We start from the raw sequence: 21,060 nt of genomic DNA, 5'->3' as shown, positions 1-21,060 counted from the left end.
TGCAAAGATGATATGCAGAAAAACATACCGAAAATATCTTCTGGTTTTGCTGGGAATAAGCCTGCTGGTACTTGGCGTATATGATTATTTCCGGGAACGGGCTCAGATACCGGACTCCTATACCCAGACGGAGGGCGGCGCAGGGCCGGAAACACCCGGTTTCCCGGTGGCGGCACAGATTCAGGAGAGTGTCACCAAAGCATCTTACGACAGTCGAAACGGAAGCAGTTACCGGATTTCCTATCGGTATCTGGGGGTGATTCCCCTGAAAGAAACGAACGTGCAGGTGACGCCAAAGACGACGGTAACGCCCGGCGGTATTCCCATCGGCATCTATATGGAGACCGATGGCGTCATGGTGATTGGAACCGGGAAAGTGACCGGACGCGACGGTTTGAATTATGAACCGGCCTTCCGGCTGGTGCAGGCCGGAGATTATATCCGTTCTGTGAACGGCGTGAAGATACGGGAAAAGGAAAAGCTGATAGAGAGTGTGGAAGAAAATGGAAGTGAGAAACTGGTTCTGGGAATCGAACGTTCCGGCCGGACTTTTGAAATCCGCCTGCAGGCCGCTGATACAGAAAATGGTTACAGGCTTGGCATCTGGGTACGGGACAATACCCAGGGGATCGGTACGCTGACATTTCTTACAGAAAATGGAAAATTTGGCGCTCTGGGACACGGTATCAATGATTCCGATACCGGGGAGCTTCTGAAGATCAGCGAAGGAAAGCTCTACGACACGACCGTGGCGGAAATCCACCGTGGAGAACCAGGTAATCCGGGGCAGGTAGCCGGGCTTATCCGTTATCGAAACAACTTGATCTGCGGACAGATTCAGGAAAATACAGAGGCTGGGATTTTCGGGGAAGGAACAGAGAGGCTGGGAGATAAGCTGGACGGGGAAGCAGTGGAGGTGGGATATAAACAGGAAATTACAGAGGGAGAGGCCTGGGTGCGTTCCGGGATCAACGGGGAAATGAGGGATTACCGCATTGCCATCGAGGAGGTGAAAAGGAACGCGTCGGACGTGAACAAGGGAATGATTTTACGGGTCACAGATCCGGAGCTTCTGGCTCTGACAGGCGGCATTATCCAGGGCATGAGCGGCAGTCCGATTATCCAGAATGGGAAACTGATTGGCGCGGTAACCCATGTATTTGTGAACGATCCGACAAAAGGATACGGCATCTTCGTGGAAGAAATGCTTTCCCATGTCAGTTAAAGAAAAAGCCTGTCGAAATCTGTCCCTGTCTGTCTGAAAATGCAGAACGATTGGAATTGCGGAAAAAGGAAATAAATGGTTATAATAGGTATATCACAAAACAAATCACAGACAGTACAGAAATGGGGGGAATCTTATGGAAAGGCTGACGATTGCAATTGCGGACGACAATGAAAGAATGTTGGAAATGTTGAATGCCCTGATACAGACGGAAAATGGGATGGAGCTGGTTGGCACGGCAGCAAATGGAGAAGACGCCGTGGAACTGATTCGGAAAAACACGCCGGACGTGGTGCTACTGGATTTAATTATGCCGAAGATGGATGGACTGGGCGTTATGGAAAAACTTAAGGAAGATAAGAGTCTGAAAAAGTTTCCGGCAATTATTGTACTTTCTGCAATCGGGCAGGAGAGCGTGACCGAGGATGCCTTTGCTTTGGGCGCAAGCTATTATATTATGAAACCGTTTAACAATGAAATGCTGCTGGGACGACTCAGAAGCTTTCTGAAACACGGCGAAAAGCTGAAACGCCCGGTCTGTTCCGGTGAGGCACAGGAGCCGGGGCGCCTGTACGGAGAGCACGATCTGGAGACCGATGTTACAAATATGATTCATGAAATCGGCGTGCCGGCCCATATCAAGGGTTACCAGTATCTGCGCGACGCGATTATTATGTCAGTCAGGGATATGGAAATGCTGAGCTCTGTGACGAAGGTACTGTATCCCACCATCGCCAAGCATTATCAGACCACGCCAAGCCGGGTAGAGCGCGCCATCCGACATGCCATCGAAGTGGCCTGGAGCCGCGGCAAAATGGATACCATCGACGAGCTGTTTGGCTATACGGTCAGCAACGGTAAGGGAAAGCCCACCAATTCAGAATTTATCGCCCTGATTTCCGATCGCATCCGTCTGGAAAATAAGCGAAAGGTCTCTTAAATGTAAAAATTGCACAAATTATACTTTTAAATGCATTTCGAATGCGTTATAATGGATATAAATAAAATCCAAAATGAGCTGGGAGGAAATGCAGTGAAAAAGATCTTATTTGTCGCTTCAGAAGCGGTTCCTTTTATTAAGACGGGAGGACTGGCAGACGTAGTAGGATCATTGCCGAAATATTTTGACAAAGAGCAGTACGATATCCGGGTAATGATTCCTAAGTATATGTGCATCCGTCAGGAGTGGAAGGATCAGATGAAGTATGTGACCCATTTCTATATGAACCTGGCATGGCGCAGTCAGTATGTAGGCATCCTGGAGATGGAATATGAGGGCGTGAAGTTTTACTTTATTGATAATGAATATTATTTCGCCGGACCGAAACCCTATGGCAACATCTATGAGGATATCGAAAAGTTCGCGTTCTTTTCCAAGGCCGCGATCTCTGCACTGCCGTCCCTGGATTTCCGTCCGGACATCATCCATTGTCATGACTGGCAGACCGGACTGGTTCCTGTATATTTGAATGACTCATTCCAGGACAACCCGTTCTTCCGGGGAATTAAGACTATTATGACCATACATAACCTGAAGTTCCAGGGAATCTGGGATATGAAGACGGTCAAGGACATCACCGGTCTGAATGCATCTTATTTTACGCCGGATAAGCTGGAAGCCTATGGCGACGCTAACTATCTGAAGGGAGGCATCGTATACGCGGATGCCGTGACCACCGTAAGCGATACCTATGCCGAGGAAATTAAGATGCCATATTATGGAGAACACCTGGACGGCCTGATGCGTGCCCGTGCCAACTCCCTGCGTGGCATTGTAAATGGTATCGATTATAACGAGTACAATCCGGAGACCGACAAATATCTGGTTCATAATTATAACGCTGTAAACTTCCGTAAGGAGAAGGTGAAGAACAAGACCGCCCTGCAGCAGGAGCTGGGTCTTGATGTGGATCCGAAGAAAATGATGATCGGTATCGTATCCCGCCTGACAGACCAGAAGGGCTTTGATCTGATTGCCTATGTGATGGACGAGCTCTGTCAGGATGAGGTACAGTTTGTAGTTCTGGGAACCGGTGAGGAGCGTTATGAGAATATGTTCCGTCATTTCGCATGGAAGTACCAGGGCAAGGTTTCGGCAAATATTTTCTATTCCGAGGCCATGTCCCACAAGGTATACGGATCCTGCGACGCTTTCCTGATGCCGTCCCAGTTTGAGCCCTGCGGCTTGAGCCAGCTTATGAGTCTGCGCTATGGCACCGTGCCTATCGTCCGCGAGACCGGCGGCCTGAAGGATACGGTAGAGCCGTACAACGAGTACGAGAGTAAGGGAACCGGCTTCAGCTTCACCAATTACAACGCCCACGAGATGATGCACACTGTCCGCTACGCAGAGCATATCTACTATGATAAGAAGCGTGAGTGGAACAAGATTATTGACCGTGGCATGGCTGTGGACTTCTCCTGGAATAATTCTGCGAAGAAATATGAGGAGTTGTACAACTGGCTGGCAGATTAAAGCGGATAGATTAGGCTGAAAATTGCAAATTTGTCAAGGAAAAGGGCTTGTCAAAGCCCTTTTCTTATGTTATACTTTCAAAGTTAGTGAAAAAACACGCGGGCGGAACCGGGAAAGGTGCCTGGATTGCATATGAACCGGTATTTCACGGTGAAGAAACTCGCGGAAGAACAACCAAATGGAGGAAAGAAACATGAGTGTAATTTCTATGAAGCAGTTACTGGAAGCAGGTGTTCATTTCGGACATCAGACAAGACGCTGGAACCCCAAGATGGCTCCGTACATCTACACAGAGCGTAACGGCATCTACATCATCGACCTGCAGAAGTCTGTAGGAAAGGTTGATGAGGCTTACAAGGCAGTATTTGACATCGCGGCAGAGGGTGGCAACATCCTGTTCGTAGGAACCAAGAAGCAGGCTCAGGACGCTATCAAGGTTGAGGCAGAGCGTTGCGGTATGTTCTACGTAAATGAGCGTTGGCTCGGCGGTATGCTGACCAACTTCAAGACCATCCAGAGCAGAATCGCTCGTCTGAAGGCTATCGAGAAGATGTCTGAGGACGGAACCTTTGATGTACTGCCGAAGAAGGAAGTTATCGCACTGAAGAAAGAGTGGGAGAAGCTGGAGAAGAACCTTGGCGGTATCAAGGATATGAAGCGCATCCCGGACGCTATCTTCGTAGTAGACCCGAAGAAGGAAAGAATCTGCGTACAGGAAGCACATACACTGGGTATTCCGCTTATCGGAATCGCTGATACCAACTGTGATCCGGAAGAACTGGATTATGTAATCCCGGGCAATGATGACGCTATCAGAGCCGTAAAGCTGATCGTTTCCAAGATGGCAGACGCTGTTGTTGAGGCTAACCAGGGCGCAGCTGAGGAAGTTGCAGAGGAAGCTGAGACTGAGGAGACCGCAGAGGCTTAAGTAAAAGTCGAAAGTGCAAGCGCGAAATTGCGCGAAAGCGTAATTTCTGTGCATTACGAAGCGGCTACTGTGAGCGGAGCGAACAGTAAGTGACTTTATCCGCGTGTGCTTTACGGCACACGCGGCTTACACAAACGAATTTGGAGGGATTAGAAATGGCAATCACAGCAGGAATGGTAAAAGAGTTAAGAGAAATGACCGGCGCTGGCATGATGGACTGCAAGAAGGCCCTGACAGCTACCGAGGGAAATATGGACGCAGCTGTTGACTGGCTGAGAGAGAAAGGCCTTGCAAGCGCACAGAAGAAGGCTGGCCGTATCGCAGCAGAGGGTATTGTAGATACCTGCCTGATCAATGACGACCACAAGGCTGTTGTTGTAGAGGTAAATGCTGAGACTGACTTCGTTGCAAAGAACGAGAAATTCCAGTCCTACGTAGCAGACGTAGCAGCTCAGGCTGTTAAGACTGCTGCAAAAGATATTGATGAGTTCCTGGCAGAGAAGTGGGAGAAAGACCCGACTCTGACTGTAAAGGAGGCACTTGCTTCCCAGATCGCTGTTATCGGCGAGAACATGAACATCCGTCGTTTCGCTCAGGTTGAGGAGGAGAACGGTTTCGTAGCTTCCTACATCCATGCAGGCGGAAAGATCGGCGTTCTGGTAGACGTTGAGACAGACGTTATCAACGACGCTATCCGTGAGATGGCTAAGAACGTAGCTATGCAGGCTGCAGCTCTGAAGCCGCTGTACACCAGCGACGCTGAGGTAGAGCCGGAGTACATCGAAAAAGAAAAGGCTATCCTGATGGCTCAGATTCAGAACGATCCGAAGGAGTCCCAGAAGCCGGAGAAGGTTATCCAGGGCATGATCCAGGGTCGTATCAATAAAGAGTTGAAAGAGATCTGCCTGCTTGACCAGGTATATGTAAAGGCTGAGGACGGAAAGCAGACTGTTGCGAAGTATGTAGCTCAGGTAGCAAAAGAGAACAACGCAAACATCACCATCAAGAAGTTCGTTCGTTTCGAGACCGGCGAGGGACTTGAGAAGAAGAACGAGGACTTTGCGGCAGAGGTTGCAAAGCAGATGGGAATGTAATTCTCAGGAAATTATTTATAATATTTGTAAACACATGCTATAAAGATCTGATAAGTGCGGCTTCGCGAAGTATCTAATGCACACACACAACTTTAAGAAGTCCGGATTTTACAGATTTGACTATCATATGGATACGATAAGGGCGCAGCGTCAGTTGCGCCCTTGCTTTATGCGGGCAACGGGTCAAAGTCCGTGTTTGCGCGAGAGCTGACCACAAAGTTTTCGGAATAAAACCTTGAAAAGAGAAAAGTAATACTGTACAAACCCCTTCGTGTTGTTTTATAATGAGAAAAAATGTGAGGGGGTTTTTGTTATGGAAGCTTTATTTAGTGCAGTGAACGCAATCTGCGGTAAAATCCAGATTGTATCCAACTGGTTCTGGGATTTTCCGACAAACCTTGACTGGTACGCGTCCATTCCGATTCTGGGCAATTTCAGTCTGGCCATTATTTTATTAGTGGGAACCGGCATCTATTTCACCTTTAAGCTGCGTTTCGTACAGGTGCGCAAGTTTAAGTACGGACTTCAGGTGCTGGTGAACAGCAAGAGTACAACCATGGGCATCTCTTCCCTGGGGGCGTTCCTGCTGTCCACGGCCATGCGTGTAGGCCCTGGCAATATCCTGGGCGTAACCGGAGCAATTTCTATCGGAGGACCGGGCGCGCTGTTCTGGATGTGGATTTCCGCGTTCTTCGGTATGGCGACTGCATTCGTAGAGTCTACCATGTCCCAGATTTTCAAGGAGAAGCGCGGCGACGCCTATGTGGGCGGACTTCCTTTCTACGGACGTCGTCTTTTAAAGGACGCGGCCTGGGCGGGCGTAGCCTTGAGCGTGCTCTACATCATTTACGCGTTTCTCTGCTTTCCGGCGCAGGGCTTCAACACCATTTCCGCAGTGGGAGCCATCGCGGGCGTGGTGACAGGAACCACATTTGCCACCAATTCTGCTCTCTACTGGGTTTCCTTTGCAGTGTTAATTGTGGTAACCGCGGTTATCAGCTTCGGCGGTATCAAGAAAGTATCGAAGGTAACCGATGTGCTGGTGCCGATTATGGCAGTTGTGTATGTACTGACCGTTGTGGTTCTGGTGCTTTGCAATTTCACCCGGATTCCGTGGTTCTTCGCAGCTATTTTCACACAGGCATTTAAACCGGCCGCAGTCTTTGGAGGAGCCTTTGGTATCGCTTTAAGCCAGGGCATTAAGAGAGGTCTGATGTCTAATGAGGCCGGCCAGGGAACCATTACCATGCCGGCAGCAGCGGCAGATACCGCTCATCCCTGCGATCAGGGCTGCGTACAGGCGCTGGGCGTATTCCTGGATACCATCGTTATCTGCACCCTGACTGGTTTTGTAGTCATCATGGGAAGAATGTGGCTGACCGGAGAGGCAGACGCCTGGTTTGAACTCGGCAAGCTGGAAAAATTCCTGGCATCCTGCGGCGCGCTGACCGGAAGCAGCGGAGCAGCTTACAGCTTTGTGACCCTGCTGGTAAGCCTTTGCTTTGGCCTGTTCGCCTTCACCTGTCTGATGGGCTTCATGTCCTTCACCGAGATGTGCGCGAACCGTATCTCCGCCAATAAGGCCTTTATCAATGTGATTCGTGTTCTGTGTCTGGTGGTTATCAGCTTTGGCGTCATTACCAACATTGCGGGCATGGATCTGGGTGCCCTCTGGGATCTGAGCGATTTCGCCAACATCCTGATGGTATACTGCAACCTGCCGCTTCAGTACATAGGCTTCAAATACGTGTTGCGGGCATGGCGTCATTTCGAGAAACACGACGGAACCCCGTTTACTTCAGAGGTAGCGGGTATCTCCGTTCCGGTGTGGGATGAAAAAGCTGGAAAATAAAAGAGACGGGGAACTTTTCCCCTTGTAAAGCGGGCCGCTTTGGTATATAATTTCCAGAGCGGCCTGTTTTACGGAAGTAAGAAATGAAAGGCCATTTCAGAAGAATAACGGGAGTGAAGAAGAATGAGTAAAGTAAGAACAAGATTTGCGCCGAGCCCTACCGGAAGAATGCATGTAGGAAACTTAAGAACGGCGCTGTACGCATATCTGATTGCCAAGCATGAGGACGGAGATTTCCTGCTCCGTATCGAGGATACCGACCAGGAACGCTATGTGGAGGGCGCAGTCGATATCATTTACCGTACCATGAAGGAAGCGGGCCTGGAGCATGACGAGGGTCCGGACAAGGACGGCGGCGTTGGCCCCTATGTGCAGAGTGAGCGCCAGGCGGCAGGCATCTATATGGAGTACGCGAAAAAGCTGATTGAAAAAGGCGAGGCATATTACTGCTTCTGCGACAAGGAGCGCCTGGAGTCCCTGAAGACCGAAGTGGCGGGTAAGGAGATTGTTGTATATGATAAGCACTGTCTGCATCTGTCTAAGGAAGAGGTAGAGGCGAAGCTGGCAGCGGGCGTACCCTTTGTTATCCGCCAGAATAATCCGACCACCGGAACCACCACCTTCCATGACGATATTTACGGCGATATCACCGTAGACAATGCGGAGCTGGACGACATGATCCTGATCAAGTCCGACGGATATCCGACTTACAACTTCGCGAATGTGGTAGACGACCATCTGATGGGAATCACCCACGTAGTCCGTGGAAATGAGTATCTGTCCTCTTCTCCGAAATACAACCGCCTCTATGAGGCGTTTGGCTGGGAAGTGCCGGTCTATGTACATTGCCCGCTGATTACCGACGAGGAGCATAAGAAGCTGTCCAAGCGCTGCGGCCATTCTTCCTTCGAGGATCTGCTGGAGCAGGGCTTTCTGCCGGAGGCGATTATCAATTTCGTAGCGCTGCTGGGCTGGAGTCCGGATGAGGATCGGGAGATTTATTCTCTGGATGAGTTGATTAAGGCTTTTGATTATCACCACATCAGCAAGGCACCGTCCGTATTCGATTACACCAAGCTGAAATGGATGAACGGTGAGTACATCAAGGCTATGGACTTTGATAAGTTTTATGAGATGGCATTGCCGCATCTGAAGAAGGTCATTACCAAGGATTATGATCTGAAGAAGATCGCTGCTATGGTAAAGACCCGTATCGAGGTGTTCCCGGAGATCGAGGATATGGTAGACTTCTTCGAGGCAGTTCCCGAGTACGACACTGCGATTTACGCGCATAAGAAAATGAAGACCAGTGTGGAATCCTCTCTGGAGGTTTTAAAAGAGCTGCTTCCGATCCTGGAGGAGCAGGAGGACTACAGCAACGACGAACTGTATACACGTCTTCTGAAATATGTGGAGGAGAAGGGCTGTAAGAACGGCTATGTGCTCTGGCCCATCCGAATCGCCGTATCCGGCAGGCAGATGACGCCCTGCGGAGCCACCGAGCTCATGGAGGTCATCGGCAAGGAGGAGACTCTGAAGCGTGTGCGCGCAGCGATTGCAAAGCTGGAGGCATAAAATTTGAATTCTTTATCTGAAGTACAGCAGAAGGCCGTCACCCACCGTGACGGCCCCATGCTGGTTCTGGCGGGACCCGGTTCCGGTAAGACGATGGTACTTACGAGACGGGTTCAGTATCTGACGGAAATCTGTCACATTCCACCCGGAGAGATTCTGGTGATTACTTTTACAAAAGCGGCGGCAAGGGAAATGAAGGAGCGGTATCTGCGGCTGACGAACAGCGCGAATACGGCTGTTTCTTTTGGTACCTTTCATGCGGTCTTTTTCCAGATCCTGAAGCTGGCCTATGGCTATCGTGCCGACAATATTCTCCGGGAGACCGAAAAATACCAGTTTCTGCGGGAGGCAGTCTATAAGCAGAAGCTGGAGCCGGATGACGAATCAGAGCTCATCGGCAGTATCGCGGCGGAAATCAGCAAGGTGAAAAATGATCGGGTGAACCTGCAGGAATATAAGGCCACATCCTGCAATACCAAAAGCTTTACCGCCATTTTTAACGAATACGATAACCGCCTGCGCCGCAGCAATAAAATCGATTTCGACGATATGCTGGTCTACTGCTACCAGCTTTTGAAGGAACGGAAGGACATTCTCGGGGCCTGGCAGCGGAAATTCCGGTATATCCTGGTGGATGAATTTCAGGATATCAATCAGCTGCAGTACGACATTGTGCGGATGCTGGCGGCGCCGGAGGATAACCTGTTCATCGTAGGCGACGACGACCAGTCCATCTACCGTTTCCGCGGCGCGAAGCCGGAGATTATGCTGCACTTCAAACAGGATTATCCGGCGGCGAAACAGGTGCTTCTGGATACGAACTACCGCTGTACGCGCCTGATTGTGGAAGGAGCCTGCAAGGTTATCGAGAATAATAAGCAGCGTTTTGCCAAGAAAATTCAGGCGAACAAGCAGGAAGGACCGCCGATTCTGCACCATAAGTTTCGGGATCAGGATGAGGAGTACGAGTGCGTCGTTGATAAGATTAAAACCTACCGGGAAAAAGGAGGTTCTTATCGGGATATCGCGATTCTGTTCCGGACCAATACCCAGCCCCGGAAGCTGATGGAAGAACTGATTTCCGAGGGAATTCCGTTCCGGATGCGGGACGCACTGCCGAACCTCTATGATCACTGGATTGTGAAGGATATTTTTGCTTATCTTCACATGGCTCGGGACATGAAAAAGAGTCTGGTGAAGCGCGAGGACTTTTTGCAGGTCATGAACCGCCCGAAGCGCTACCTGGGGCGGGAATGTCTGGACAGCGAAGTGATTTCCTGGGAGGAGCTGCTTACCTGGTATGACGATAAGCCCTGGGTCTGCGAGCGGATCGAAAAGCTGGAGAAGGATTTGAAGATGTGCGGACATTTAAGTCCTTCCGGGGCCCTACACTATATCCGAAATATCATCGGCTATGAGGAGTATCTGAAGGAATATGCCGATTACAAAGGAAGAAAGCCGGAGGATTTCTTTGGAATTCTCGATGAATTAAAGGAGCTGGCTTCCGGTTTTAAAACTCTGGAGGAGTGGGAAAACCATATCGCATCCATCCGGGCAGAGCTTCTGAAGCAGGCGAAGGAGCGGGAAATGAGCAGCGATGGCGTGATATTGTCCACCATGCACAGTAGTAAGGGTCTGGAATACCGCATCGTATTCATCATCGACGCCAATGAGGGAATTACGCCCCACAAGCGGGTGCTTTTCGAGGAAGATATGGAAGAAGAACGGCGGCTGTTCTATGTGGCCATGACCCGGGCAAAGGAGCTGTTGTATATTTTTTCGGTGAGAAAGCTGTATGGAAAGAAAGCAGAACAATCACGTTTCGTAGAAGAGCTTTTAGAAGAGTAGGCGAACGAAAGAAGAGCCGAGAGGCATATATTCTCGGCTCTTTTTTCTGTGCTTTGAAAAGTGGAAATGTCTATCTGCCTGTCTATTGATTTGAGCGAAATAGATAAGCTTTAGTTGGTTTCGTCGAAATCAACATCCTCGCCGTCAGCCTCAACTAACTCATCGTACTCGGCTGCGTCCAGCATCTGATCGAACATGTCAGCCACTGCGTCGTACTCCTCATCGGACTCGATATTGTCCAGAACCGGGCTTCCGGTGCTGTTGTCGTAACGGTACAGATATACCTCGCCGTCCTCGTTCTCGCCGTTCTCATCCAGAGGAAGCAGGGCGATGTAGTCACGTCCGTCCACCGGGAAGATGGTGAGGATGGCGCATTCTACGGTTTCGTCATTGTCCAGGGTCAGGGTTACGGTGATGTCTCCGTTACAGGTATCGCAGTTGCCGCCGCAATCCGGTGTGCTGCATTTATTGTCTGCCATTTGATTGTTCTCCTTTTTATTTGGTAAATGTGTGTTACTGATAATACTCTATCAGACCTGAGAACGAAAAGCAAGAAAAGAATTGAATTAGCAGGAAGTTTGTATTAAAATAAGAAAGATTGAGCGCTGGCCGAATGGACAGAGACTTTCCAGAATATGAGAGAAACGCGCCAGGATACGCGGCGCAGCAGAGAGGACTTAAGACGATGAATTTTATATTTTCAAAACGGGCAGAGGCGATAGAGGAAGGTATCTTCGCAGCCCTGGCCCATAAAAAGAACGAACTGGCAGAGAAAGGTATGGAGGTCTATAATTTCTCCATCGGTACGCCGGATTTTCAGCCGCCGAAGCATGTGATGGACGCCATGGTGGAGGCCTGCAAGGATCCGGAAAATTATAAATACGCCATTACGGACAGGCCGGAGCTTATCAAAGCCATGCAGGATTTCTATCAGACCCGGTTTGGCGTGAGCCTGGAGGCAGATGAGATTATGACATTGTACGGCTCCCAGGAGGGTATGGCTCATGTGGCTGTGGCCCTGTGCGATCCGGGCGATATCATGCTGGCCCCGAATCCGGGTTATCCGGTATTTTCCCTGGGACCGCAGCTGGCGGGTGCGAAGATCGAGACTTATCCGCTCTATGCGGAAAATAATTTCCTGCCGAGATTTGAGGATATTCCGGCGGAGACTGCGCGGGCGGCGAAGTTTATGATTGTATCTTACCCGTCCAATCCGGTCTGCTCTGTGGCGGATGACGCTTTTTATGAAGAGCTGATTGCGTTCGCGAAAAAGTACAACATTATCATTCTGCATGATAATGCTTATTCCGATATCATTTACGATGGAAGGGAAGGAAAGTCCTTTCTGTCCTATCCGGGCGCGAAGGAGGTGGGCATCGAGTTTTACTCCCTGTCCAAGAGCTACAATATGACCGGCATGCGCATGTCCTTCGCGGTAGGTAATCGTGAGATTATTCGGGAATTTTCCAAAGTACGCTCCCAGATCGACTACGGTATCTTCCTGCCGATTCAGATGGCGGCGGTGGCAGCCCTGACCGGTCCTCAGGATTCCGTAAAGGAGCAGTGCGCCGAGTATGAGCGGAGAAATAAGGCTCTCTGCGGCGGTCTTCGCTCTATCGGATGGAACGTACCGGACAGCCAGGGTACTATGTTTGTGTGGGCTCCCCTGCCGGAAGGCTATACGGACAGCGCAGCTTTTACGATGGAATTGATGGAGAAGACCGGCATGATTGTGACCCCGGGCAGCGCCTTTGGCGATTTGGGCGAGGGCTATGTGCGGATGGCGCTGGTGCATCCGGTTCCGGTGATTGAGAAGGCGATTGCAAGGGTGCAGGAAAGCGGTATTTTGAAAAAATAAGGCGGCTGTGTTACCATTAAAATGTAGAACAAAACGGAAGGGACGGGTACTGCACCGTGGGTTTTGTAGAAGACATTACGGATTTTATCTTTGTGGAAAATGAGCCGGAGCGGGTCGATATCATTTTCATCCCTGGCGGCGATCAGGGCGGTATTGCGGTGACGGCGGCGAAATTGTATCTGGATGGCTATGCGCCCTGCGTGCTTCCTTCGGGCCGCTTCAGCAAGCCGGTGGGACGATGCCGGATTCCCGGCTATGAGGCGCAGACAGAATGGGATTTCCTGCATGATATTCTGATGCGGGAGGGTGTTCCGGAGACGGCCATTCTGAAAGAGAAAGAGGCGACTTATACCTATGAAAACGCCATTTACTCCCGGAAGGTGACGGAAAGCCTCGGTCTCTCCATCAAGAAGGCAATTCTCTGTCCTCAGGCCTGTCATGCACGCCGGGCGCTGCTGTATTATAAAGTATGCTTCCCGGAAACCGAGTTCCTGGTCTGCCCGACAGTGACCCGGGAGATCAGTCGGGACAATTGGTTCTTGGATGGGCAGAAGATTGATGTGGTATTAAAAGAAATGGAAAAATGTGGAAGCCAATTCCATGAGATTTTAAGAGAATTTGGAAAGCAGGAGGAAGGAAAACGATGAGCGTGGATATCAATGAAGTGATGCAGCTGGTCCGTGAGACCAGACAGTTTGTGGAAAACCGGGATATGGCGGGCCATGTGAAGGTAAAGGGCCTGGCGGATTATGTGACCCAGGTGGATACCAACATCCAGAATTTCCTGCGGGAGAAGCTGGGCGAACTTGCGCCAGAGGTCGAATTCCTTGGTGAGGAGGATGGGCTTCACGCTATGAAGGGCGACACCTTCTGGATTCTGGACCCCATCGACGGTACGACAAATCTGGTGCATGATTATCAGCACAGCACGGTGTCGCTGGGACTTTACAGCAAGGGTGAAATTATCCTGGGCGTCATTTATGATCCCTTCCGGGAGGAGATGTTCTATGCCGAGAAGGGCAAGGGCAGCTTCGTCAATGGCCGTCCTATTCATGTGGCTGAGGCAGAGAATCTGGGACAGACCATCATCGCCATCGGAACCGCGCCCTATCAGAAGGAGCTGGCGCCTCAGAATTTTGCCTGCTTCCAGCGAGTGTTTGAAAAATGCGAGGATATCCGGCGGACAGGATCGGCGGCCATGGATCTGGCTTACACGGCGGCCGGACGTATCGGCGGTTACTTTGAGGCAAGACTGCAGCCCTGGGATTTCGCGGCGGGAATGCTGATTCTCACCGAGGCGGGCGGCAAAATTACCCGCTATGACGGCTCAGAAGTAAATCCGGTGGAACCGGGCGGCATCGTGGCGACCAACGGGAAGCTGCATGAGGAGCTGCGGGCGCTGCTGTAAATGGATGATAAGACAGATATACATCAAAAAAATTTCATGCCGATAGTGCGGAATGTGTATCTGTAGAGTATTCTTAAAAACATAAGATATAAAAACAAAAATAAAGAAAACGGATAGCACTGTGGAAGATGAAGTGACCTTCAAAGTTGGAAATCTAACAATTGGAGGTCGGTACAACCAGAGCGCTGTCCGTTTCCTTATACATTATTTTAAGGTTTGGTTTATTCCGGATACACCAGTCGATCCTCTTTGATATCATAGAGCACATTTTCCAGATACCGCTTTGCCAGATACTTCGCCATGGGCAGATTCATATCCAGGTAGTTGCCACAGTCACGGGCGCTTGCTCCGGGCACGTCGCCCTCGAAATCCCGGATGAACTCCCACATTTCAATCATCAGCGGAACGATATCCCTGGACTCATAATCGCCGGTCAGCAGCAGATAAAAACCGGTGCGGCAGCCCATGGGGCCGAAGTAGACCGTTTTGGAGCCGTAGTCCTTATGGTTGCGTAAGAAGGTGGCTGCCAGATGCTCAATGGTGTGCATCTCAGCGGTGTTCATGACCGGCTCCTCGTTGGGGCTGGTGAGGCGCAGATCAAAGGTAGTGACGACCGTGCCGCCCACCGGATCCTTGCGGGATACGTAGACGCCGGGCTGAAGCAGCAGGTGATTGATGGTGAAACTTGTGATTTTTTTCATAATATTATAAATTCCTTTCGTAATGTTGTGAAATTTGTGATATAATGATAATAAATCTTACATTTTCATCGCAGATAAGTTATTGCAGACAGGATTCCAAACAAAATGCGAGTCTGAACCATGGAATAAAAATCTGCAACGAGAGTATACCACAAAAAACCTGAAAAGAAAAGAGATGCATGCCTTGAAGAAGAAAAGAGAACGAGACTGGCTGCCGGTTACCGTCCTGCTTTTGACGGTTCTGCTGCTGGTGCTGTGTCTGGTGGGCTTCGATCACCACGAGCCGGACGGACCAGACGGAAATGGAAAAGCGGCGGAATCGGAGCTGTCGGCTGACGAGCTGCAGGTCACTTTCTTCGATGTGGGCAAGAGCGACGCGATTCTGGTGGAACAGTCCGGCTACCGGATGCTCATTGATACAAGTTTCGACGACCAGGCGGATGTGCTGCTGGATTATTTTGCGGAGCGCGGCATCGATACCCTGGATTACCTGATTATCACCCATTTTGACAAGGATCATGTGGGCGGTGCGGACAAGATCCTGGACGCTATGCACGTAAAGAGGGTGATGGAGCCGGATTATACAGTGGAGAAAAAGCAGTTCCGGGAGTATCGGGAGGCGCTTATCCGTAATAGGATCACATCCATGCGCATCACTGATGTGGAACGCCGCAGCCTGGGCAGGGCGTCCTTTATCATCTATCCGCCGGAAGAGAAGGATTATGATGGAAATGACAACGACCTGTCGCTGGTGCTCAGTCTGCGCTATGGCACCCAGAGCTTTCTCTTCACCGGAGACAGCGAGCAGGAGCGCCTGACCGAGCTGATGGAGCGGACGGATCTGAACCTGCATCATACAGTTCTGAAGATGCCCCATCATGGCATCAAGGAAAAGAACACGATTGCCTTTCTGGAAGCGGTAAGGCCGGTTGCCGCAGTGGTCACCTGCAGAAATGAATGGTGGATCTCCGGTAAGATAAAGCGGACCCTGAACTGGCTGGGCACCGACGTCTATCTGACCAGCAATGGAAATGTGGTCTGTCTTACGGACGGGAATCATGTGGAATTTAAGCAAGGATGATTTTTCATAGTTGGGCTTGAAAAATGGGCGGGATACGCTTACAATGGTAAATAGCGTATCTGCGCCTATTTTGTATCATGGAGCTTGTACAGATACAGATATTTAACGAGGAGGAAATTGAAATGAGCAAAATTGATGAAATTCGTGCCGAGATGGTAAAGGCCATGAAGAACAAGGACAAAGACAGAAAAGAAACCCTGTCCATGCTGCTTGCCGCACTGAAGAATAAAGCCATTGACAAGCGTGCGGACCTGACTCCGGAGGAAGAGTTCGAGGTGGTAAAGAAGGAGATCAAGCAGACTAAGGAGACCATGGATCTGGCTCCCGCAGACCGCACCGATATCATTGACCAGTGTAAGGCCCGTCTGGCTGTTCTTTCCGAGTTCGCACCGGAGGAAATGAACGAGGAAGCTATCCGTGCCGTGATCCGGGAGGTTATTGCGGGTCTTGGTATCGAGAACCCCACCGGCAGGGACAAGGGCAAGATCATGAAGGAACTGATGCCGAAGGTAAAGGGCAAGGCAGACGGTTCTCTGGTCAATAAGTTAGTGGGTGAGCTGCTTGCGTAAGGTGAAGTTTTTGACACTCTGCGTCCTGGCAGCGATGGGGCTTTCGGCCTGTGGAAAAAAGGACGCGGAGGTTTCTGTGCCGCATGTGGAGGTTGTAGAACAGCCGAAGATCAGCCAGACAGAAGAAGAAAAGGAGGCTGAATTAGGCCTTGAGACCGCGCCGGGAACCGTGCTGGGACAGGAAGAAGTAACGGTGATGGAAGGCGAGGAGCCGAAGACAGTTCTGTATACAAGAGTCCGGGGCATCGGGGATTTCTCCCTGGCTTACGACGCGGAAACCTTTTCGGTAGAAGCATCAGCGGACAGCCTGACCTTTCAGGCGCTGGAGGAAGGCGTTCCGGCCTTTGTCCGGGTGGAACGATCCGATGCGGCTTCCACCGAGGATGCTGCCGACCAGGTGGTACTGGAAAGTGATGAGGAGTGTACTGTGGAGGATGTGACCGTGGGCGAGGGGGAATACCCGGCTGTATGGGTCAGCTATGCGGAGGGAACGGCGGATACGGAGCGTACCTGCGACGTCTATATTTTCCGCTATAATGATATCCTGTATACGGTCCAGATGGACTGCACGGTAGGAGATTATGAAAAAATCGGGCAGGCGGAGCAGATGATTCTGTCCACCCTGCGCTTTGACGAAGGATAAGATAAGATGAACAAGACACAGATTCAGCATTCACTCCTGTTGCTTCTGACGGCAGTGATCTGGGGAACCGCTTTCGTGGCGCAGAGCGTCGGTATGGATTATGTGGGCCCCTTTACCTTTTTATGTACCCGTTCCTTTATCGGTGGGGCGGCGCTTCTGCCGGTGATTGCCTTTATGGACCGTCAGAAGAGTGAGGAAGCGCGGCTGGAGGAGAAGAAGCCAGAGAATCGGAAGATCCTGATAAGGGGCGGTATTCTCTGCGGCCTGGCCCTCTGCTTTGCCAGCGCCTTTCAGCAGTACGGTATCCTGTTTACGACCGTGGGAAAGGCCGGTTTTATCACGGCCTGCTACATCGTGCTGGTGCCCATTGCGGGGATATTTTTTGGAAAGCGCTGTGGGATCAATGTGTGGATTGGCGTAATTCTGGCCGTGGGCGGTCTTTACTGCCTCTGTATTACGGAGACCCTGCGGATTGGAACCGGAGATATTCTGGTGTTTATCTGCGCGTTCCTGTTTGCGGCGCATATTCTGATCATTGACCATTTTACGCCCTATGTGGACGGCGTGAAGATGTCCTGCATTCAGTTCTTTGTCTGCGGCATCGTGGCAGGCATCGGAATGCTGGTGCTGGAGCAGCCGGATATCTCAGATATCCTGATGGCGTGGCAGTCCATTCTCTATGCGGGACTTCTGTCCAGCGGCGTGGGCTACACCCTGCAGATCGTGGGCCAGAAGGGTCTGAACCCGACGGTGGCCTCCCTGATCATGAGCCTGGAGTCAGTGGTATCTGTGCTGGCGGGACTTTTGATTCTGCATCAGACCCTGAGCGGTCGCGAGGCGCTTGGGTGCGTACTGATGTTCGCGGCAATTGTGCTGGCGCAGCTGCCCCAGCGGGAAAAGGTATCTTAGTCAGCGTGCAATGTAAAGCTTTTGTTAATTGTGCTGCAATATTCTTGCAGTATGAGAAATAATAAATATAATGAAAGAGAATGATTTATGAAAATTTTATTTGTATCCCTTGGCTGTGATAAAAATCTTGTGGATTCTGAGGTGATGATTGGTCTTCTGGGTAAAAAAGGCTTTTCCTTCACCGACGATGAGACAGAGGCAGATGTAATTGTCATCAATACCTGCTGCTTTATCAATGACGCCAAGGAAGAAAGCATCAACACGATTCTGGAGATGGCGGAGTACCGCAAATCCGGCTGCTGTAAGGCCCTGATTGTGACCGGCTGTCTGGCTCAGCGTTACAAGCAGGAAATCGTAGACGAGATTCCGGAGGTAGACGCGGTTCTCGGAACCACCACCTACGACGCCATCGTGGAAACCGTAGAGAAGGTGCTGGAGGGTCAGAAGGAGCTTCATTTTGAGGACATTGACCGACTGGTACCGGAACAGGAGGGCGCAAGAACCCTGACCACCGGCGGCCACTATGCGTACCTGAAGATTGCAGAGGGCTGCGATAAGCACTGTACCTACTGTATCATCCCGAAGGTGCGCGGCAACTACCGCAGCGTTCCCATGGAGCAGCTTTTAAAGGAGGCACGGGAGCTTGCGGAGGGCGGCGTCAAGGAACTGATTCTGGTGGCCCAGGAGACGACCCTTTACGGAAAAGATATTTACGGTGAGAAGAAGCTGCCGGAGCTTTTAAAGAAGCTGGCTGAAATTGGCGGCATCCAGTGGATTCGTGTGCTGTACTGTTATCCGGAGGAGATTACAGAAGAACTGATACGGGTTATGAAGGAAGAGCCGAAGATCTGTCATTATCTGGATCTGCCCATCCAGCATGCGTCCGATCGGATTCTCAGGCGTATGGGAAGAAGAACCACCCAGTCGGATTTGCGAGACATCATTGGACGGCTCCGGGAGGAAATTCCGGATATCTGTCTGCGTACGACCCTGATTACCGGCTTTCCGGGAGAAACCCAGGAGGATCATGAGGAGCTGATGCGTTTCGTGGATGACTGCGAGTTTGACCGGTTAGGCGTCTTTACCTATTCTCCGGAGGAGGATACCCCGGCGGCGGGTATGCCCGATCAGATTCCGGAAGAAGTGAAGGAGGATCGGAGAGCCGAGCTTATGGAGTTGCAGCAGGAGATTGCCTTTGACAAGGCGGACGCCATGACAGACCGGATTCTGGAGGTTATGGTGGAGGGCCAGGTGGCCGATGAGAACGCTTATGTGTGCCGTACCTATAAGGATGCGCCGGGTGTGGACGGTTATCTGTTCCTGAATACGGACGAGACCCTGATGAGCGGCGATTTTGCGAAGGTGCGCGTTACCGGAGCCGTAGATTATGATTTGATAGGAGAATTAGCAGAATGAATTTACCCAATAAATTAACCACACTTCGTGTATTGATGATTCCGTTTTTTGTTGTATTTATGCTGACCGATCTGGGCGGCGCTTATTCCAAGTACATTGCAGTCGGAATTTTTATCGTGGCAAGTCTGACTGACCTTCTGGACGGTAAGATTGCGAGAAAGTATAACCTGGTCACCAATTTCGGAAAATTCATGGATCCGCTGGCAGATAAGCTTTTAGTCTGCTCGGCCATGATTTGTCTGGTGGAAATGAACCGACTGGCAGCCTGGATGGTCATTGTAATTATTTCAAGAGAGTTCATTATCAGCGGCTTCCGTCTGATTGCATCGGATAATGGAGTTGTTATCGCAGCAAGCTACTGGGGAAAGTTTAAGACGACCTTCCAGATGCTGATGATCATTCTCCTGATTCTCGATCTGGGAGGGGTATTCACCACCATCGAGACCATTGTTACCTGGATTGCGCTGATTCTGACCGTTGTGTCACTGATTGATTATCTGGCAAAGAACAAAGGAATACTTCTGGAAGGAGATATTTAAAATGGGAGAGCAGCAGAAGAAGACACTTGCAGAGGAAGTAGTAGAGCTTCTAAAAATGGATGAGCTGACCGTGACCACGGCAGAGTCCTGTACGGGAGGCCTGGTGGCCGCGCGTCTGGTGGATGTGCCGGGCGTATCCGAGGTATTTAAGCAGGGCTTCATCACCTATTCCAATAAGGCAAAGAGAAAGCTTCTGAATGTAAAGAAGACAACTCTGAAGGAATTTGGGGCAGTCAGCGAAAAAACCGCCCGGGAAATGGCCAAGGGCGCTATTCTGGCAAGTGGCGCGGACGCTGCAATCGCTACGACCGGTATCGCAGGGCCGGACGGCGGAACGGAAGAGAAGCCGGTGGGCCTTGTATATATCGGCGTATCTGTACGGGGACAGATGTATGTGGAAGAGTACCATTTTGAAGGCGAACGGAGCGAAGTGCGGGAGAGTACCGTGCAGGCTGCTCTGGCGCTTCTGAAAAAAGGACTTGAGGAGACAGACGGAAATGACCAAGACCATTAAAATTAAATATTTTACCGATAAAATTGAGAAGCTGGCTTACATCGGCGGCAAATCCGACTGGGTGGATCTAAGAAGCGCAGAGGATGTGACTTTGAAAAAGGGAGAATTTAAGCTGATTCCCTTAGGGATTGCCATGGAGCTTCCAAAAGGCTACGAGGCCCATGTGGTACCACGTAGCAGCACCTATAAAAATTTCGGTGTGATTCAGACGAATCATATGGGTGTCATTGATGAGACCTACTGTGGTGATAACGATCAGTGGTTCATGCCGGTCCTCGCCATGCGGGATACAAAGATTCACGTCAATGACCGGATTTGTCAGTTCCGGATTATGGAGCATCAGCCGGAGCTGGTATTTGAGGAGACAGAAATCCTCGGTCATGCGGACCGGGGCGGACACGGAAGTACAGGAAAGGCGTAGAGA

21 protein-coding genes are annotated in these 21,060 nt (G+C 50.6%); 19 read left to right on the top strand and 2 right to left on the bottom strand.

Annotated features, from left to right (window positions below):
- The first annotated feature begins 7 nt into the window (after window positions 1–7).
- The 8 genes from spoIVB (at window position 8) to ACESZP_RS01550 (ending at window position 10,998) form a co-directional block, all read left to right on the top strand.
- Window positions 8–1,225: a SpoIVB peptidase gene (gene spoIVB, locus ACESZP_RS01585; RefSeq protein ID WP_499707834.1), complete on the top strand. Its 1,218-nt coding sequence runs from the start codon at window positions 8–10 to the stop codon at window positions 1,223–1,225.
- A gap of 136 nt (window positions 1,226–1,361) precedes the next feature.
- The gene (spo0A, locus tag ACESZP_RS01580; RefSeq protein ID WP_178039674.1) at window positions 1,362–2,165 is read left to right on the top strand and encodes a sporulation transcription factor Spo0A; all 804 of its coding nucleotides are present in this window, start codon (window positions 1,362–1,364) and stop codon (window positions 2,163–2,165) included.
- Between the two features lie 93 nt (window positions 2,166–2,258).
- The gene (gene glgA / locus ACESZP_RS01575) at window positions 2,259–3,701 is read left to right on the top strand and encodes a glycogen synthase GlgA (RefSeq protein ID WP_499707833.1); all 1,443 of its coding nucleotides are present in this window, start codon (window positions 2,259–2,261) and stop codon (window positions 3,699–3,701) included.
- 193 nt (window positions 3,702–3,894) lie between these two features.
- Window positions 3,895–4,629 carry a 30S ribosomal protein S2 gene (gene rpsB, locus ACESZP_RS01570; protein WP_178039676.1) on the top strand — a complete coding sequence of 245 codons (735 nt, stop codon included), beginning with the start codon at window positions 3,895–3,897 and terminating at the stop codon, window positions 4,627–4,629.
- 155 nt (window positions 4,630–4,784) lie between these two features.
- Complete coding sequence (tsf, locus tag ACESZP_RS01565; protein WP_349164660.1) at window positions 4,785–5,723, top strand: translation elongation factor Ts; 939 nt, start codon at window positions 4,785–4,787, stop codon at window positions 5,721–5,723.
- 313 nt (window positions 5,724–6,036) lie between these two features.
- Window positions 6,037–7,575, top strand: coding sequence for an alanine/glycine:cation symporter family protein (locus ACESZP_RS01560; RefSeq protein ID WP_499707832.1), 1,539 nt, complete (start codon window positions 6,037–6,039; stop codon window positions 7,573–7,575).
- A 123-nt stretch (window positions 7,576–7,698) separates the two neighbouring features.
- Window positions 7,699–9,150, top strand: a complete 1,452-nt coding sequence (gene gltX, locus ACESZP_RS01555; protein WP_499707831.1) for a glutamate--tRNA ligase — start codon at window positions 7,699–7,701, stop codon at window positions 9,148–9,150.
- Window positions 9,151–9,153: 3 nt separating this feature from the next.
- Window positions 9,154–10,998, top strand: a complete 1,845-nt coding sequence (locus tag ACESZP_RS01550; protein ID WP_499707829.1) for an ATP-dependent helicase — start codon at window positions 9,154–9,156, stop codon at window positions 10,996–10,998.
- A gap of 110 nt (window positions 10,999–11,108) precedes the next feature.
- Here ACESZP_RS01550 and ACESZP_RS01545 read toward each other — a convergent pair whose 3' ends face one another.
- Window positions 11,109–11,477: a DUF1292 domain-containing protein gene (locus ACESZP_RS01545; RefSeq protein ID WP_349164657.1), complete on the bottom strand. Its 369-nt coding sequence runs from the start codon at window positions 11,475–11,477 to the stop codon at window positions 11,109–11,111.
- Window positions 11,478–11,683: 206 nt separating this feature from the next.
- Here ACESZP_RS01545 and ACESZP_RS01540 point away from each other — a divergent pair, with 206 nt between their 5' ends.
- Genes ACESZP_RS01540 through ACESZP_RS01530 form a run of 3 tightly spaced genes read left to right on the top strand, consistent with a single transcriptional unit; the run spans window position 11,684 to window position 14,264 of the window.
- A complete protein-coding gene (locus ACESZP_RS01540; protein WP_499707828.1) occupies window positions 11,684–12,856 on the top strand; it encodes an aminotransferase class I/II-fold pyridoxal phosphate-dependent enzyme in 1,173 nt (390 codons plus the stop codon).
- A 56-nt stretch (window positions 12,857–12,912) separates the two neighbouring features.
- A complete protein-coding gene (locus ACESZP_RS01535; protein WP_499707826.1) occupies window positions 12,913–13,503 on the top strand; it encodes a YdcF family protein in 591 nt (196 codons plus the stop codon).
- A gap of 2 nt (window positions 13,504–13,505) precedes the next feature.
- Window positions 13,506–14,264, top strand: coding sequence for an inositol monophosphatase family protein (locus ACESZP_RS01530; RefSeq protein WP_178039686.1), 759 nt, complete (start codon window positions 13,506–13,508; stop codon window positions 14,262–14,264).
- Between the two features lie 221 nt (window positions 14,265–14,485).
- Here the strand turns inward: ACESZP_RS01530 and ACESZP_RS01525 are convergent, their stop codons facing one another.
- Entirely contained in the window at window positions 14,486–14,965 is a 480-nt protein-coding gene (locus ACESZP_RS01525; protein ID WP_178039683.1) for an S-ribosylhomocysteine lyase, read from the bottom strand.
- A gap of 184 nt (window positions 14,966–15,149) precedes the next feature.
- Between ACESZP_RS01525 and ACESZP_RS01520 the strand changes: the two genes are divergently transcribed.
- From ACESZP_RS01520 to ACESZP_RS01485, 8 genes are all read left to right on the top strand, one after another.
- Entirely contained in the window at window positions 15,150–16,046 is an 897-nt protein-coding gene (locus ACESZP_RS01520; protein ID WP_499707825.1) for a ComEC/Rec2 family competence protein, read from the top strand.
- Window positions 16,047–16,168: 122 nt separating this feature from the next.
- On the top strand, window positions 16,169–16,615 hold the full coding sequence (locus ACESZP_RS01515) for a GatB/YqeY domain-containing protein (RefSeq protein ID WP_499707824.1): 447 nt from the start codon (window positions 16,169–16,171) through the stop codon (window positions 16,613–16,615).
- Complete coding sequence (locus tag ACESZP_RS01510; protein WP_440322807.1) at window positions 16,608–17,258, top strand: hypothetical protein; 651 nt, start codon at window positions 16,608–16,610, stop codon at window positions 17,256–17,258. The genes ACESZP_RS01515 and ACESZP_RS01510 overlap by 8 nt, the downstream gene beginning before the upstream one ends.
- 6 nt (window positions 17,259–17,264) lie before the next feature.
- Window positions 17,265–18,167 carry a DMT family transporter gene (locus ACESZP_RS01505; protein ID WP_499707823.1) on the top strand — a complete coding sequence of 301 codons (903 nt, stop codon included), beginning with the start codon at window positions 17,265–17,267 and terminating at the stop codon, window positions 18,165–18,167.
- A gap of 87 nt (window positions 18,168–18,254) precedes the next feature.
- Window positions 18,255–19,583, top strand: coding sequence for a 30S ribosomal protein S12 methylthiotransferase RimO (rimO, locus tag ACESZP_RS01500; protein ID WP_499707822.1), 1,329 nt, complete (start codon window positions 18,255–18,257; stop codon window positions 19,581–19,583).
- Window positions 19,580–20,122 (top strand): CDP-diacylglycerol--glycerol-3-phosphate 3-phosphatidyltransferase, encoded by a 543-nt coding sequence (gene pgsA, locus ACESZP_RS01495; RefSeq protein ID WP_499707821.1) that lies wholly within the window; start codon window positions 19,580–19,582, stop codon window positions 20,120–20,122. Before rimO ends, pgsA begins: the two co-directional genes overlap by 4 nt.
- 1 nt (window position 20,123) lies before the next feature.
- Window positions 20,124–20,636: a CinA family protein gene (locus ACESZP_RS01490; RefSeq protein ID WP_499707819.1), complete on the top strand. Its 513-nt coding sequence runs from the start codon at window positions 20,124–20,126 to the stop codon at window positions 20,634–20,636.
- Window positions 20,620–21,057 (top strand): dUTP diphosphatase, encoded by a 438-nt coding sequence (locus ACESZP_RS01485; protein ID WP_499707818.1) that lies wholly within the window; start codon window positions 20,620–20,622, stop codon window positions 21,055–21,057. The genes ACESZP_RS01490 and ACESZP_RS01485 overlap by 17 nt, the downstream gene beginning before the upstream one ends.
- Window positions 21,058–21,060: the final 3 nt, after the last annotated feature.

It is taken from the genome of Candidatus Dorea massiliensis AP6, assembly GCF_964245105.1.
GTDB lineage: Bacteria > Bacillota > Clostridia > Lachnospirales > Lachnospiraceae > Laedolimicola > Laedolimicola intestinihominis.
This window is presented reverse-complemented; position numbering and strand designations above follow the sequence as displayed.